This is a genomic window from Cupriavidus sp. BIS7 (assembly GCF_000292345.1).
Classification (GTDB): domain Bacteria; phylum Pseudomonadota; class Gammaproteobacteria; order Burkholderiales; family Burkholderiaceae; genus Cupriavidus.
Map to the genome: position 1 here is coordinate 19,643 of NZ_ALOU01000026.1, position 14,942 is coordinate 34,584.

At 66.1% G+C, this 14,942-nt stretch carries 14 protein-coding genes; 4 read left to right on the forward strand and 10 right to left on the reverse strand.

What is annotated here, in order from left to right; all coding sequences use genetic code 11:
* Positions 1 to 3: 3 nt before the first annotated feature.
* The 6 genes from B552_RS0110525 to B552_RS0110550 form a co-directional block, all read right to left on the reverse strand.
* The gene (locus tag B552_RS0110525; protein ID WP_019448983.1) at positions 4 to 966 is read right to left on the reverse strand and encodes a tripartite tricarboxylate transporter substrate binding protein; all 963 of its coding nucleotides are present in this window, start codon (positions 964 to 966) and stop codon (positions 4 to 6) included.
* Positions 967 to 1,160: 194 nt separating this feature from the next.
* Positions 1,161 to 2,177: a M14 family metallopeptidase gene (locus B552_RS0110530; RefSeq protein ID WP_019448984.1), complete on the reverse strand. Its 1,017-nt coding sequence runs from the start codon at positions 2,175 to 2,177 to the stop codon at positions 1,161 to 1,163.
* On the reverse strand, positions 2,161 to 3,375 hold the full coding sequence (gene metC / locus B552_RS0110535) for a cystathionine beta-lyase (protein WP_019448985.1): 1,215 nt from the start codon (positions 3,373 to 3,375) through the stop codon (positions 2,161 to 2,163). The genes B552_RS0110530 and metC overlap by 17 nt, the downstream gene beginning before the upstream one ends.
* A gap of 79 nt (positions 3,376 to 3,454) precedes the next feature.
* Positions 3,455 to 4,450 (reverse strand): tripartite tricarboxylate transporter substrate binding protein, encoded by a 996-nt coding sequence (locus B552_RS0110540; RefSeq protein WP_019448986.1) that lies wholly within the window; start codon positions 4,448 to 4,450, stop codon positions 3,455 to 3,457.
* Positions 4,451 to 4,515: 65 nt separating this feature from the next.
* On the reverse strand, positions 4,516 to 6,141 hold the full coding sequence (locus tag B552_RS0110545) for a rhodanese-like domain-containing protein (protein WP_019448987.1): 1,626 nt from the start codon (positions 6,139 to 6,141) through the stop codon (positions 4,516 to 4,518).
* 110 nt (positions 6,142 to 6,251) lie between these two features.
* Complete coding sequence (locus B552_RS0110550; protein WP_019448988.1) at positions 6,252 to 6,839, reverse strand: cysteine dioxygenase family protein; 588 nt, start codon at positions 6,837 to 6,839, stop codon at positions 6,252 to 6,254.
* A gap of 125 nt (positions 6,840 to 6,964) precedes the next feature.
* On the opposite strand from B552_RS0110550, the gene B552_RS0110555 reads away from it, so the two are divergent.
* Positions 6,965 to 7,831 (forward strand): LysR substrate-binding domain-containing protein, encoded by an 867-nt coding sequence (locus tag B552_RS0110555; protein WP_019448989.1) that lies wholly within the window; start codon positions 6,965 to 6,967, stop codon positions 7,829 to 7,831.
* 155 nt (positions 7,832 to 7,986) lie between these two features.
* Here B552_RS0110555 and B552_RS0110560 read toward each other — a convergent pair whose 3' ends face one another.
* Positions 7,987 to 8,271, reverse strand: coding sequence for a hypothetical protein (locus tag B552_RS0110560; RefSeq protein WP_019448990.1), 285 nt, complete (start codon positions 8,269 to 8,271; stop codon positions 7,987 to 7,989).
* Between the two features lie 72 nt (positions 8,272 to 8,343).
* Entirely contained in the window at positions 8,344 to 10,278 is a 1,935-nt protein-coding gene (ligD, locus tag B552_RS27410; protein WP_019448991.1) for a DNA ligase D, read from the reverse strand.
* A 343-nt stretch (positions 10,279 to 10,621) separates the two neighbouring features.
* Between ligD and B552_RS0110570 the strand changes: the two genes are divergently transcribed.
* Complete coding sequence (locus B552_RS0110570) at positions 10,622 to 11,086, forward strand: PRC-barrel domain-containing protein (protein ID WP_026035527.1); 465 nt, start codon at positions 10,622 to 10,624, stop codon at positions 11,084 to 11,086.
* Here the strand turns inward: B552_RS0110570 and B552_RS0110575 are convergent.
* Positions 11,068 to 11,352 (reverse strand): BON domain-containing protein, encoded by a 285-nt coding sequence (locus B552_RS0110575; RefSeq protein ID WP_019448993.1) that lies wholly within the window; start codon positions 11,350 to 11,352, stop codon positions 11,068 to 11,070. The two genes, B552_RS0110570 and B552_RS0110575, sit on opposite strands and share 19 nt — an antisense overlap.
* Before the next feature lie 230 nt (positions 11,353 to 11,582).
* On the opposite strand from B552_RS0110575, the gene B552_RS0110580 reads away from it, so the two are divergent.
* Together B552_RS0110580 and B552_RS0110585 are read left to right on the forward strand one after the other, a co-directional pair.
* The gene (locus B552_RS0110580) at positions 11,583 to 12,773 is read left to right on the forward strand and encodes a DUF3182 family protein (RefSeq protein ID WP_237718189.1); all 1,191 of its coding nucleotides are present in this window, start codon (positions 11,583 to 11,585) and stop codon (positions 12,771 to 12,773) included.
* Positions 12,760 to 13,689 (forward strand): alpha/beta fold hydrolase, encoded by a 930-nt coding sequence (locus B552_RS0110585; RefSeq protein ID WP_019448995.1) that lies wholly within the window; start codon positions 12,760 to 12,762, stop codon positions 13,687 to 13,689. Before B552_RS0110580 ends, B552_RS0110585 begins: the two co-directional genes overlap by 14 nt.
* Positions 13,690 to 13,739: 50 nt before the next feature.
* Here the strand turns inward: B552_RS0110585 and B552_RS0110590 are convergent, their stop codons facing one another.
* Positions 13,740 to 14,897, reverse strand: coding sequence for an iron-containing alcohol dehydrogenase (locus B552_RS0110590; RefSeq protein ID WP_019448996.1), 1,158 nt, complete (start codon positions 14,895 to 14,897; stop codon positions 13,740 to 13,742).
* Positions 14,898 to 14,942 lie beyond the last annotated feature (45 nt).

Below are 14,942 nucleotides of genomic sequence, written 5' to 3' on the forward strand. Positions count from 1 at the left end.
GCATCAATCCCCCTGGATGCCAGCCTTGCGGATCAGGTCGCCCCACTTGGCACGTTCGGTAGCGAGCAGCCTGGCGAACTGCTGCGGCGAATCCGACGTGGCGTCCATGCCGGATACGGCCAGGCGTTGGCGAATCTCGGGCTCGGCCATCACCTTTACAAGCGCCTTGTTCAGTTGCGCGATCACATCGGCAGGCGTGCCGGCCGGCGCGACCAGTCCATACCAGTTGGTCACCTCATATCCCGGCACACCGGACTCCGCCACGGTGGGCACGCCGGGAAACTGTGGCGAGCGGGTTGCCGTGGTGACGGCCAGCGCGCGCAGCTTGCCCGAGGCGATCAGCGGTTTGGCCGATGGGTCCGAGAACGTGATCGGCACAACGCCGCCGATTACGTCGGTCAGCGCCGGTGTGGTCCCCTTGTACGGCACGTGCTGCATCTGCAGGCCGGTCAGCATCTTGAACTGCTCGGCGGCGATCTGGCCAATCGTGCCGTTGCCGCCCGACGCGTAGGAGAACTTGCCGTTGGCGCCGCGTACGGCCGCCAGCATGCCGGGCATGTCCTTGTAGGGCGCATCGGCACTGGTGACAAGTACGTTGGGCATCGTCACCAGCACGCTGATCGGCGCGAAATCCTTCTGCGCGTCATACGGCAGCTTGCGCAGGTTCGGCCAGATCGTGAACGACCCGGGCGTGGCCACGTAAAGCGTGTAGCCGTCCGGCGCGGACTTGGCAACAAGATCGGTGGCGATCAGCCCGCCCGCACCGGGACGGTTGTCGATGATCACGTTCGCCTTCAATTGATCGGAAAGCGCTGGAGCGATTGCGCGTGCGAGGGCGTCAGCGCCGCCGCCCGGCGGGAAGCCGACGACGACGCGGATCGGTTTCGATGCGTCGGGCCACGCGGCGTTGGCTGCGAGCGGGGTGACGGTTGCGAGCAGGATTAGCAGGGCGCGAAGGGCGGGCATGATGGGACTCCAGAATTCGTGGTGATGGCTGCGTGTTGGCATTGGATGCGCTGGCCCTCTCCCCCAACCCCTCTCCCGCTGTGCGGGAGAGGGGAGCAAACCGCGAGCGTTTGATATGCCTTCTGTGGTCTCCCCTCTCCCGCAAGCGGGAGAGGGGCGGGGGAGAGGGCCAGCGGTTGCCACGCGATACCCCTTCAATCGACGCTCACGCTGTCCCATTCCCACGCCACGAACGCCAGGCGCTCGCCGGTATGGACCACGGGATCGCTGCGCAACCCAATCAACACGCCGTCGCGCGTGAGCGGCTTGACGGGCGTGAGCGATGCATCGAGCTTGAGCGTGTCGCCGATCGACGCGCCTTCGCGCACCAGGTCGCCGGCGCGTGCTGCAGGGATAAACAGCCCGCCTTCGTCGGCGGTGATCCAGCCTCTCCGCGTGACACGACGCAGCGACGTTGCGGCGCGCTGTGTGGGCGGGCCTTCGAGAATTCCCATCTGCACGGCCAGGCCATGAAAGCCGGTCTCGGCCACGGCGATGTTGTCGGCCTCGAAGCGGCTGCCGCTGCCGAGTTCGAGCATGAACGCGCAGATGCCGGCGGCCAGGCACTGGTAGTCGAGCGCGCCGGCGATATTGCCGGGCAGTTCGCCCTTGCCGCCCACGTCCTGCTGGCAGGCCACGTGCGGATGGAACGGCGCCATTGCCGCCAGCACGTCTGACTCGGTCACGCTGCTGCCGGGGTGTACCTTGTAGACCGTGTAGGGCCGGGCATCGAATAGCGGATTCATCGTGTGCAGGTTGATCAGCACATCGGCCACACCGCGCACCTCGGCCATCAGCGCATGCGCCAGCCGCTCCGACACCAGCCCGCCGGCGTTGCCCGGATAGGTCTGGTCGAGATCGAGCTCGTCGTACGGATTGCGCTTGCGGCGCGCATCGAGCGCGTGCGGATTGCCGGTTGGCGTGACCACGACGTTGCCGCGCATCGTCGCCGGGTCCAGGCTGCGCGCGAAGCGCAGCGCAGCCACCATGCCGTTGATCTCGTCGCCGTGCACCTGGCCGTGCAGCCAGAGCGTGCGGCCCGGGTGGGCGCCGCGTACCGCCACATAGGGCAGCGTGACCGCCATGCCCGAGGCCATCGAGCCAACCGGAAGATGCCCGCTGGTGCGGGCAGGGCCGGATTGCTGGCGCAGCCAGTCACCGATGATCGGCATGGACGGACTCCTGTTCGTTGGCGTCGAGTTGGCCGATGGCGGCAAACGCCTGATCGAGATCGGCCAGCAGGTCTTCCACGCTTTCCAGTCCGATGTGCAGGCGGATCACGATGGCGTGCTGCGACCAGTCGCTCACGCTGCGCGCGCGCCGCATGTCGGCCAGCACGGCCAGGCTTTCGAAGCCGCCCCACGAGGCCCCGATGCCGAAAAGCCGCAGGCTGTCGACAAATCGCTCGGGTGCGACAGCGGCCCGTGAACGTAGCGTGAATGACAGAAGACCGTTCGTGCCGTGGCAGTCGCGCTTCCAGAGCGCGTGGTTCGCGTCGTCCGGCAAGGCCGGGCAGAAGACCTGTGCCACTTCCGGCCGCTTCAGCAGCCAGTCCGCCACGGCGAGCGCGCCCGCCTGATGCTGTGCCAGCCGCGCGCCGAGCGAACGGATGCCGCGCTGCACCAGATAGGCGTCATCGGGGCTCACGGTCATGCCGAACGCGTCTGACATCGTGTTCAGTTCGGCCCACGCGGCCTCGGTTGTGCAGACGGTGCCCATCATCACGTCCGAATGGCCGCCCAGGTACTTGGTGGCGGCCATCAGCGAGATATCGGCACCAAGTTCGAGCGGGCGGTAGAGCAGCCCGGAGCCCCAGGTGTTGTCCGCCGCCACCAGCGCACCGTGCGCGTGCGCGCGTGCGGCCAGCGCGGGCAGGTCGCACATTTCGTACACCAGAGATCCCGGGGCTTCGACGTAGACCAGGCGCGTCTCCGGGCGAAGCTTCGCGTCTAGATCCGTGCCGTCTGCGCGGTAGAAGTCCGTGGTGATGCCGTGCTGGCGCAGGAACCCGTTGGCCAGGTTGCGTACGGGTTCGTACACGCAGTCGGGCAGCAGCACATGCTGGCCCGGACGCACGTAGGCCAGGATCGTCATCGCCGCCGCAGCCAGCCCCGATGGAAACAGGCGCGTGCGATAGCCGCCTTCGAGCGTCGTCACCATGTCTTCGAGCGCGAAGTTGGTGGGATTGCCGCGCGCGCCGTAGGTGAACAGACGCTCGCTGTCGCGGCGTGCACGCATCTCGCGCTGCTGCGCGACGGAATCGAACAGCACGGTGCTGGCGCGCACCACGGGGGGATTCACCGGCTGGCCGCCCGGCGTGGCGGACGTGCGGCCCGCGTGCGCGAGGCGGGTAGGAATCGAGTGCTTCATGGTTGGCCTGTGGGGTGGCTCACTTGTTGGATTGGGGCGATGTGCCGCAAGTACCGTGCCTTGCGGCGACTGTCTTCAACTAGTCGAGATGGGCGCCTGAAAGCTTGACGATCTGCGACCAGCGCGAGATGTCCTGCTTCAGTTGCGTGGCGAACGCCTCCGGCGAGCTTGCCACCACATCGCTGCCGCCGTCATTGATGATCTTGATGACGTCCGGCATCTGCAGCACCTGCACGATGGCGCGATTGAGCAATGCCACGCGCTCCGGCGCAGTGCCGGCCGGTACGAAGAAACCATACCAGTCCTCGAACCGTGCATTGCGATAACCGAGTTCCTCAAGCGTCGGCACCTTGGCAAACACGCCGAGCCGGCGCGGGCTGGTGACCGCCAGCGCGCGCATGCGCCCCGTCTGGATAAAGCCGGCCACCGATGACGTCGAGGTGATCAGCACATCGACCTGGCCGCCGAGCAGGTCGTTGATGGCCGGGCCCGCACCCTTGTACGGCACGTGCTGCATCGACACCTTGTCGTCCTTGTCCAGCACCACGCCGACGAGGTGGGACAGCGTGCCATTGCCCGGCGTGGCGAACGTGATCTTTTGCGGCTGGGCCTTGGCCTGGGTGGCCAGCTCCGCAAACGTCTTCCACGGCGCGTTGGCCGACACCACGATGGCCAGCGGCGCGGCATTGATCTGCGTTACCGGGATGAACTGCTTGACCGGATCAAAGCCCGGCGCGCGGTATAGCGTTGGGTTCACCGCCATGATCGACACCTGCGAGGACAGCACCGTATAGCCATCGGGCTTCGACTCCGCCACGTAGCGCGTGCCGATATTGCCGCCCGCCCCGCCGCGATTGTCGGTGACCGCGCTTTGTCCAAGCACCTGCGAAAGGCGCGTGGACACGAGTCGCGCGACAGCGTCGTTGCCGCCGCCGGCCGGGAATGGCGAAACGATCCGCAGCGGTTGCGTCGGGAATCCATCGACGGGAGCCAGCGGTTGCGCCGTGGCGGCAACGTGGGAGCCGAGTGCGGTGATGGTGAATGCTGCGGCCAGGAACTGCGGGATGCGTGACATGGGGGCGACCTCGTTCTTTTATTGGCGGGGGCAGGTAGTGGTAATGGGGCGGAATCGGTTGGCAGTCAGTCGGCGGCCGATGACGTTTCCGGGAAGCGGAACGTCGCCAGTTCCTGCGCATCGAGCTGTGCGATGAGCCCGGTTTCCCAGGCCAGGTACTGGCGCGCCGCGGCCTTGTTGCCGTCATGGCGGTCGTGCACGAAGAACAGAAAGTCGATGCAGCGTGCGTCGGGCAGCGTCTCGTCGCCCTTGGCAACGGGCAGGCCGGCATCACGCCAGGCGGAAAAGCCACCGGCCAGGCGCCGCACGTCGCGGTAGCCGAGCGCATGCAGATCGCCGATGGCCAGTGCCGCCGAATCGTTGCCGTCGGCATCGCCGACCAGCACGAGCGCGGTGTCATGCGGCACGCCATGCAGGTCCTGCGTCAGGTGCGGACGAATCGACCAGCGGCTGCCGGCGATATGTCCGGCGCGATAGGCCATGCTGCCGCGCAGGTCGAGTGCGAGCATCGACTTGTCCTGCAGGCCAGCCGCCAGTTGCGATGCTTCGACCGTCCTCGAGGCCGTGACTTCGGCAACGGGCCCGTGGGATGCGGTAACGCCAGCCGCCAGCCCGGCTTGCAGGCCGCCGTCCAGCACCACGGCGTCGTGGCCCATCTGGCGCAGCCAGCTTGCAACCACCGTGGCACGCACGCCTTCGGCATCGAACAACACCAGTCGTGCACGGCGCACGCCGACGTACTGGTCGGTGGCTTGCATCAACTGGCCGCCCGGTGTGTGCTGGGCGCGCGGCAGCGTTTGCGCGGCGTATTCCTCGGCCGTGCGCACATCGCACAGGAACGTGGTGCGTGTGCGGTCCTGCAGCCATTCATTGGCCTGCGATGGCGCGATGTGCGGGACGTCGAACCGTGTAGTCAGCGCCTGCGCGGCACTGCGCGCAGCATCGAGATCGCGTGGCGACCCGGTGTCCGGATAGCGCGCGGTGCCGCCGTGTTCGAGCGTGAAGTCGTTCAGGTACCAGCCCTGCGTGCCGTTTTCCAGCGCATACACCGGGTTGCTGACGCCGAAATTGATCAGCGACTGCGCGCCGATGATGCTGCGCGTGCGGCCCGCGCAGTTGATCACGATCGGCGTGTCGGTGTCGGGCACCAGATCGCGCAGACGGTAGGCCAGTTCGCCGTTCGGGCAGCAGATTGCGCCCGGGATGTTCATCTTGCGAAATTCGCTGACAGGGCGCCCGTCCAGCACCACCGGCGCGCGCGGGCCGGCTTGCATGGCCGCCAGTTCGGCAGCCGAAATGCGCGGGGTGTTGTAGTGGTGCTCGGCCAGCTCGCCGAATGTTTTCGAGGGCAGATTGACGCCGGCGAACAGCGTGTAGCCCGCGGCCTGCCACGCCGGCATGCCGCCAGCCAGGACGAACACCTGCGTATAGCCAAGTCGGGCCAGCACGCCGGCGGCCGACTGCGACACGCCGTCGCCGTCGTCGGCCAGCACGATGCGGGCGTCGGTACGCGGTGCCAGGCGGCCCACGTCAAGCTCCAGGCGGCTGAACGGCAGCGGGACCGCATAGAACGGATGCCCTTCGCCGTACTGGCCGTGCTCGCGGACATCGAACAGCGCAATCTCGTCGGCATCGTGCAGCCATCCCTTGAGGGTGACGGCATCGACAGCGGTGTAGGAAGGGTTCGTCATGAATTTTTGGCAAAAAGGGAGCCGTCCTCTCGCGCGGAGAGGAAATTTCGGCGGATGTCTCAGAGGTTGGGGCGGCCGCGGCGACTGCGGCCGCCCCGCTCACGTGCTGGTCAGCGGCGGGTCTGCACGCCCACGTTCATGATCTGGCAGCGGCCTGTTTCCAGGTCGAAGGACAGGCGCTCGGTCAGCGTCTCCAGCGCGCGGCCGTACATGTGGAGGTGGCGAATGACCTGGTCGCCGCGGATTTCCACGGAGTGGATGTCGTCGGGCAGCAGCGCGATGCCGTTGCGCGGACCCACTTCCACGGTGCGCGAATGCTCGAGCGTGCCTACGTCAGGGTTGCTGCCGTCGTCGGTCCGCACATAGACATCGTTGAACTCGGTGCCGCTGACGCCAGCCACGCAGGCCCAGGTGGTGTGGTTATGCGGTGGGATGCGCTTGCCGGGGCGCATGACGTTCAGGTACAGCGCGTAGGTCTTGTCGGGGTCTTCGGCAATCAGGTAGCGCGCCTGGCGTTCGCCGGGCTCCGGCGGTGGGTAGTCGGCTTCGCTCCACAGTTCGGTGTGTGCCGCCAGGTCTTCCACGCGGGTCAGGACATTGGCCAGGCTGGCGCGGGTCACGCCGTCCGTGCCTACAATGTTCCTAATGTATTCGATGGTGTCTCCGACGGCTGCCTGGCGCTGTTGTGCGATGGACATAATGCGATCGATCCTTGCAATCTCTGTTTTTGAGGGGTAGAACGGTGCTTCGTGTTTCACTGTAATGAACACCTGCCCTGAAGACTACTTAATGCGTGACGAAAAACCATTAGCAGGTCTAATGAATGCGTAACCTCGATCTGGACCTGCTCCGTACGCTTGTGGCCATCGCAGACCACGACACGTTTGGCGCCGCCGCCGAGACCGTGCAGCGCACGCAGTCGGCCGTAACCCAGCAGATGCAGCGGCTGGAAGAGCAGCTTGGCCTGACGCTGTTCGAGCGCCACGGGCGCGGCAAGCAACTGACGCGTCACGGCAAGAAGCTGGTGGAATACGCGCGCCAGATGCTGGCGATCAACGACGAGGCGCTGCGCATGCTGCGCGATGGCGACCTGACGGGGTCTGTGCGGATTGGTGCGCCGCACGACGTGGCCGATACCATCCTGCCGGTGCTGCTGTCGCATATCGCGCGGACTTCCCCGGCGCTGCGGCTTGAAATTCACGTGGGCAGAAGCCCGTTCCTGATGGAATCGCTGCGGCGCGGCGAAATCGACCTGACCGTTTCCACGCGCGAGGACAACACGCTCGAAGGCATTGTGCTGCGCACCACGCCGACGATCTGGGTCTCTTCCGCCGATTTTGTCTATGAACGGGGCACGCCTGTACCGCTGATCCTGGCCGACGAGCCAAGCCTGTTCCGCAAGATTTCGCTGGAAGCGCTCACGCAGGCCGGGGTGCCGTGGCGAATTGCCTATCTCGCGCCAAGCCTGATCGGCATCAAGGCCGCCCTGCGTGGCGGGCTGGGGATCACGGCGCGCAGCATCGACCTGCTGGCCGCGGACATGCGCATCCTCGGCGAGAACGACGGCTTGCCGCGGCTGCCCGATGTCACGTACTACCTTTGGGCACGCCCCAATGCGGTCAATCCCGTTGCGCGTCATGTCTTCTCGATACTCAAAACTGCCCTGCAGCGCGGGCTGGTCAGCGCGTGACCAGTGCCCGCCGACCATGCTTGTGTTGCATGTGGAAGGACATATCGTAGGGCGCTGCGCACCGGCTGAGAACTAAGAAGATCGCGTATCGATATGTGGCACCGACGTACCCGTACTGCCGCGATGGCGGGGCGGCCACGCCGCCCGGGCAAACGTCAGGGGTGTTGGGACTCTGAAGGCTTGGCAGCCGCGCCGGATGCCTTGCCAAAACGTGCGGCAATCTGGTCCTGGACCTTGGCCAGTGCTTCGGCCTGGTCCTTGGCGTCCTGGGCGTCCTTGGCCTTTTTCGCCTCGGCCGCCTGCTGCTGTTCAGGCGTCGGGGGCGGAAGCTTTGCGATGGCCGGGGCGGCCAGCAGGATGCCGAGCGCGAGCGCTACGCCGCCAGAAATGGCGCGCTGGCGCAGCTTGCGTGAAAAGCCGGAAACAGGTGCGTAGTTCATGAGTGTCGCCTCATCTTGAAAACGCCGGTCGGTGGATGCACTGCCGATGCTCTGCCGCAGGTCGGTAAATCGTCAGCCGCCGTCGAGCAGCCTGCGCGCACGCGTGAGCGTCTGGCGCACTGAATTGTAGCCGTCCCACGGATTGCGGCGGGTGATCTCGGCGAGCCGGGCGTTGGCGTTGGCAATGGTCCATTGCGCTGATGACGACAGTTCCGGCAGTTCATCCCAGGTGACAGGCATCGACACGCCAAGCCCCGGTCGCGCACGGACAGTGAAGGCAGCCGCCGTGGTGGCGCCGATGCCGTTGCGCAGGTAGTCGATAAAGATCTTGCCTACGCGGTTGCGCGGGCCGCTCTTGGCCACAAAGCGGTCGGGAATGGTTTTGGCCGCGTGAACCACCACGTCCCGCGCAAAGTCGCGCGCTTCATCCCATCCCGCGCGTGCCGCCAGCGGGACCACCACGTGAAGCCCCTTGCCGCCGCTGGTCTTCAGGAAGCTCTTGAGCTCCAGCGCGTCCAGCAGCGCTTTTATCAGGCTGGCGGCCTCCTGGATTCTCGGCCACTCGACGCCTTCGCCGGGGTCGATATCGAAGATGAGCCGATTTGGCTTGCTAAAGTTGCGCGCGTACGCGTTCCATGTGTGAAATTCGACGACGTTGAGTTGCGCCGCGGCGACGATGCCTGCTTCCGTCGTGATTTCTATCAGCGACGGATGGCCGGGCCAGAGTCCGGCATCGAGCGCCTTTACCCCTTTGAAGGAAAGTGTCTCCGCGTGGCGCTGGAAGAACTGTTCGCCGTCGATGCCTGACGGCGCGCGCAACAGCGCGACCGGGCGGCCTTGCAGATGGGGGAGCATCAGTCCCGCCGCGCTCGCGTAGTAGTTGGCCAGATCGCCCTTGGTGAGGCCGGTGGACTTGTCGATCACGCGTGCGGCATGGCTGACAGCGATGGAGGACGTGGAGGCGCGCCTCGGTGCGGGGTCGCTTGCAGGGCCATTTGGTGCAGGGGCCTCCATGGTGACGGCCCTCGCATCCTTGTCGTCCCGCAACGCATGGAACACGGCGTGCCGCACGCGGCCTTCCCGGGTCCATTCTGCGAATGACACCTCGGCCACCAGCTTCGGCCGGACCCAGTGCCCCCGGATGTCACGCGGCAGATCGTCGAACGGCGCCTTGGCGGCGCGCAGCGGGTCCAGCCGCTGACGCAGGCGATCGAGCATGGCCGTGTCGAAGCCGGTGCCGACATTGCCCGCGTAATGCAGCTTGCCCTGCGCGTCGTGCACGCCAAGCAGCAATGCGCCAAGCCCGCTGCGGCTGCCTTTCGGGTCGGTGAATCCGCCAATCACGAACTCCTGGCGCTTCCTGCATTTGAGCTTGATCCACGTCCTTGCCCGCGCGCTGACGTACGGCGCGTCGATTCGCTTGCCGATCAGGCCCTCAAGCTTCATGCGACAGATCGCAGCCAGCAATTCGTCGGGGCTGGCGTCAAAGCTGTCGCTGAAGTGCAGGCGTGGCGAACGGGGATTCGCCAACAGTTGCCGCAGCAGTGCGCGCCGGTCGGCCAGTGGCACCTTGCGCAGGTCGTGCCCCGCGTAAAAAGGCAGGTCGAATGCGTAGAACTGGATGGCGTCCACGCGCGACGTCTCGAATGCATTCTGCAGCGCCTGGAAATCGGTGGCGCCGTGCCTGTCGATCACCACAATCTCGCCGTCGATCCAGCCATCGCGGATGCCCAGTGCCCGGATCTCGTCGGCCAGGCTGCGCAGCCTGTCGGTCCAGTCGTTGCCCTGGCGCGTGAACAGCCTGACATCGCTGCCATCCACGCGCGCCAGCAGCCGGTAGCCGTCGAACTTGACCTCGTACTGCCAGTTCGCGTCGTCGGCCGGCGCTTTCTCGACGAGCGTCGCCAGTTGAGGCGCCAACGCCGCCGGCAGCGGAGCCCTTCTTGCGCCTTCCGGCAGGGCTGCATCCGCTGCATCGGCGCGGCGTGGTTTTCGGGAAGCTTTCATGAAACATGCTGCGGGATTGTCTCCGGGCGGCCATGCTGTCTGGTAGAGATCACGATAGACGTGTTCACGGCGCGCCACCAAGGCTCCGCGCGCCGAATCCACGCCTAATCCACGCCCAATCTTGGCCGTTTGGCCAAGCCCATCCCTCGCGTTCATGTGGCAACATGAAGTTGTCCGCCGCCTTGGTACGGCTTCCCACGATTGCGCTGCAGCATGACTTGCGCGGCGCTGCAGCGTGGCTACGATCAAGTCTGGAAGGTCAGGCGGGCAGGCGGGCGCATCTTCCCGCGGCACCGCCGATTCATCCCGCTCGTCAGTGCAACCTTTCGAGGAGGCGTTCCCAATGAGCCCCATGGACCCGCAGACACCACCCGCAGGCGCCCCGGCGCGCCGGCCAGCCATCATTGGTGACGTCAACCCGAAGCCTCGTGGGTGCGGCCCGTACGTCATGGCCGCGGACACGCTGGAAGGTAACAAGGTCATCGATCCGTCCGGCGACGAGATCGGCACGATCGACCACATCATGCTGGACCTCGTTGGCGGACGGATTGCCTACGCGGTACTGGCCATGGGGGGCTTTCTCGGCATTGGGGAAAAGCTTCACGCGCTGCCGTGGTCGGCGCTGACGCTCGATACGCGCCGCAAATGCTTCGTGCTGGGTATCGAGAAAGAGCGCATCAAGGCCTCGCCGGGGTTTGACAAGGACCACTGGCCCACCATGGCCAACTCCGAGTGGGCCACGAGCATTCACGAGTACTACGGCATATCGCCTTACTGGGAGAAGGATCGTTACGATCCCTGGGGCTGAGGCGGGGGTACCCGTGTTTCGAGCAGGTTGGTCACGCCGAGGATTCCGGGTGGCGTGCCTGCCGCTTCCACGATGCGGCGTGCAATATCGACATCTTCCACGCGGCCGGTGATGGTCACCTGTCGGTCCACCACATGTACGGCGACACCGTCCGGCATGTCGCCGCCGCACACTTCGGCAATGCACGTGCCGATCCGTTCGCGCAACAGTTCATCTTCCTCGTCGGGGCTGGCCCAGGCGGATGCCTGGTCTTCGGTCTGCATCATGGCAGTTCCTTGTAGGGTGGTGAGCAACGCGGCAGCATGCCGCGCCCGGAGTGCCGGTGAGGTGCCACAAGCACAGCCCGCCGGACGCCCGCATTCCCGGATCGTTGCTTGTAAAAACGACTCTGCACTGTGCCGCCTGGCATCCTTGTAGGACATCGGCGGCGGATACGGCTTTCAGGGCGCTCTCTACAATTTAGTCAGAATGCGGCCTCGCCGCCGAGGAGCCGATCGTGGCCAACCCGGGAAAGCGTGTTGTAGCGCGCGCAGTGCCTGACGAGATGCCCGCCGCAGTGGATCCGCAGTCACGTGACGTGCGCGTCGTGCTCTATGGCCGCGATGACTGCGACATGGCCGACAGCCACCAGGGCATGACGCTCAAGGCAATCGGCGAACGCGTGGCGCGGCTGGCCGATTACACGTTTGCGGGTTGCTACGACGCCGCCGCGCATCGCCCGGCAGACGGCCGGCTCTACTTCGTGCCCGCGGATACGCTAAGTGGAGTGGCCAGCGCCCGGCAGCTCGGGATCGCAACCCATCAGGACCTGTTCGGGGGCGTGGTGCCGCACGCGTTTATCGGCACCAAGGCCATCACGCACGGGCTCGTCGCGCCGGACGCGCCGGCGCCCGCGGGCTGGAGCGAAGCGTTTGCGGCGCGCGTTCGGCCGCACGTGCTGCCCGGCTTCACGGCGTTCTCGGTTCGGGATGCGCGCCATGCGGGGCGGAAGATGCTGCGCGGCGGCAAGGTGCGAGTGAAGGAAACATCGGGAGCCGGCGGCCATGGCCAGAAGGTGGTGGGTTCGGCCGCCGAACTCGATGCGGCGCTGGACGCCATCGATCCGTCCTGCATCGAGCAAGTAGGCATCGTGCTGGAGCGCAACCTTGACGATGTGACGACGTTCAGCGTCGGGCAGGTGGAGATTGGCGAGTGGCTCGCGAGCTATTGCGGCACGCAGAGCCTGACCACGAACCATGCGGGCGAGAAGGTCTATGGCGGATCGACGCTGCGCGTGGTGCGGGGCACGCTTGCCGACTTATTGGCGCACCCGATCGAAGCACACCTGCGCTGCGCGGTGCAGGCCGCCAATGCGTATCACGCTGCAGCGGTGGATTGTTTCCGGGGCACGCTGGTCTCGCGCTGCAACTACGACGTGGCGATGGGCACGGCCAACGGGCTGTCTATGCTCGGCGTGCTGGAACAGTCGTGGCGCGTGGGCGGTGCAACAGGTGCCGAACTCGCGGCGCTGGCTGCGTTCCAGGCGGACCCGAGGTGCAGGCGCGCCACCGCCAGCACGCGCGAGGTCTATCGAGCCGACATCACGCTGCCGGCAGGCGCGGAAGTCTATTTTCAGGGAGAGGATCGCAGTGTCGGGGCACTGACGAAGTACGCAATCCTGGAGTCAGTCTCAGATGGCCACACATGAAGAATCAATTCGCATTCATACCGACGGCGGCGTGATTGCCGGAACCGTCGTTTCCCCCGCCACCAAATTGCCGGGCGTGTTGTTCGTGCATGGCTGGGGCGGCAGCCAGCAGCAGTACCTGGCGCGTGCGCGCGAGGTGGCGGGCCTGGGGTGCGTCTGCATGACGTTCGACCTGACCGGCCACGCCGGCACAGCCGCGCAGTACGAAACCGTCAGCCGCATGCGCAATCTTGCCGATGTCCTGGCGGCATACGACATGCTGGTGAGGCATCCGGAAGTCGATCGCAATGCCATCGCAGTGGTCGGCAGCAGCTATGGCGGGTATCTGGCCGCCGTGCTGTGCGAACTGCGTCCGGTTCGCTGGCTCGCGTTCCGGGCGCCGGCGCTCTACATGGACAGCGGCTGGGATTCCCCGAAACGCCAGCTGCATCGTGATCAGGATCTGGTGGCGTACCGGCGCAAGGTGGTGCCCGCCGACACCAACCGCGCGCTGCGCGCGTGCACGAACTTCAAGGGCGACGTGCTCGTGGTGGAGTCGCAGCACGACAATATCGTGCCGCATACCGCCGTGCTGAGTTACGTGGATGCGTGCATCCAGGCGAGTTCGATTACCTATCGGGTGCTCAAGGGCGCCGATCACGGGTTGTCGACAGAGGACAACCAGCGTGCCTATGGCAGGCTGCTGGTGGGCTGGCTGCGCGAGATGGTGACCGAAGCGCGTACCGGCCCGGCCGTGGCAGCGCGGCCTTCAGCGCCTTCTACCACGCACGCGGCGCCGTTTCCCGACGACGGACTGGCCCCGGCCGATGCTGGCCAGTCCAGTCCGGCCGGTTCGGCCGTGCCTGCCGGGGCCGACGACGATAACAACGACAACGATCCACAGGTCATAGCCGCCCAGTCGCGTGCGGCGGAGTAGGGCGCCGGCAACGCAGGCGGGGGCGCCCGATCGGAGCCGATCGCAAACGATCAGAACGCCGCTCTGTAGATCGCCAGCGCATCGGCCTGGGTGACCTCGCGCGGATTGTTGACGAGCAGGCGGGTTTGCAGCATGGCGTCGCTGGCCAGCCGCTCCAGATCAGCTTCCTTGACCCCCACTTCGCGAAGCGTGCGCGGGATGCCGGTGGCCAGCACCAGGCCTTCGATATGGGCAATCAGCGCGGCGGCCTTGGTCTCGCAGCTACCGGTTGTGTCAGGCAGCACCACGTCGGCCAGCTCGGCATACAGCTTGCTGGCGGCGGGCGCGTTGAACTTCATGACGTGCGGCAGCACAAGCGCGTTGGACAACCCGTGCGCCACGTGGAAGATGCCGCCGATCGGATAGGCCAGCGCATGCACGGCTGCCACCGGCGAGTTGGCGAAGGCCTGCCCCGCGAACATCGCCCCCAACAGCATCGCTTCGCGCGCGCCACGGTCATGGCCATTGTCACAGGCGAGCATCAGGTTCTGCGACAGCAGTTCCAGCGCGCGCACGGCCAGCATGTCGGAGATCGGATTCTTCAGGTGCGCGCTCGTGTAGGCCTCGATCGCATGCACCATGGCGTCGATGCCAGTGGCGGCAGTGGCGGCACGCGGCAGGCCCAGCGTAAGCTCGGCGTCGAGGATGGCCAGATCGGCAAGAAGCTGCGGCGCCACCACGCCCATCTTGGTGGTCTCGCCCGTGGTGACGATGGAGACGGCGGTCACTTCGGACCCCGTGCCGGCCGTGGTGGGCATCTGCACCAGCGGCAGCCGGCCACCCGTGACCTTCTTCACACCGTACATGTCCTTGAGCGGCTGCGTGGCGGGCAGCAGCACGGCGATCAGCTTGGCTACATCCATCGACGAACCGCCACCGAGCCCCAGCACGACTTCCGCGCTGGCTTGCCGCGCACGCTCCGTGGCGTCCAGCACGATGTGCTCGGGCGGGTCGGCAATTACGTCGTCGATCAGCGTCACCTGCCAGTCGTGCTTGCCAAGGTCATCGAGTGCGGGCGCCAGCAGGCCGCTTTTCGACAGGAAGCCGTCGGTTACCACGCAAAGGCGGCGCGCCTGCGGAAACGATTCACGCAGCAACGCGCCCAGCCGGCGGGCGGCACCGAATTCGACGATGACCGTCGGCACTGTCTGGAAACGGAACGGGTTCATGGGGTCTCCGAAGTTGTCTGATTTGGCTCCCCTCTCCCGCACGGC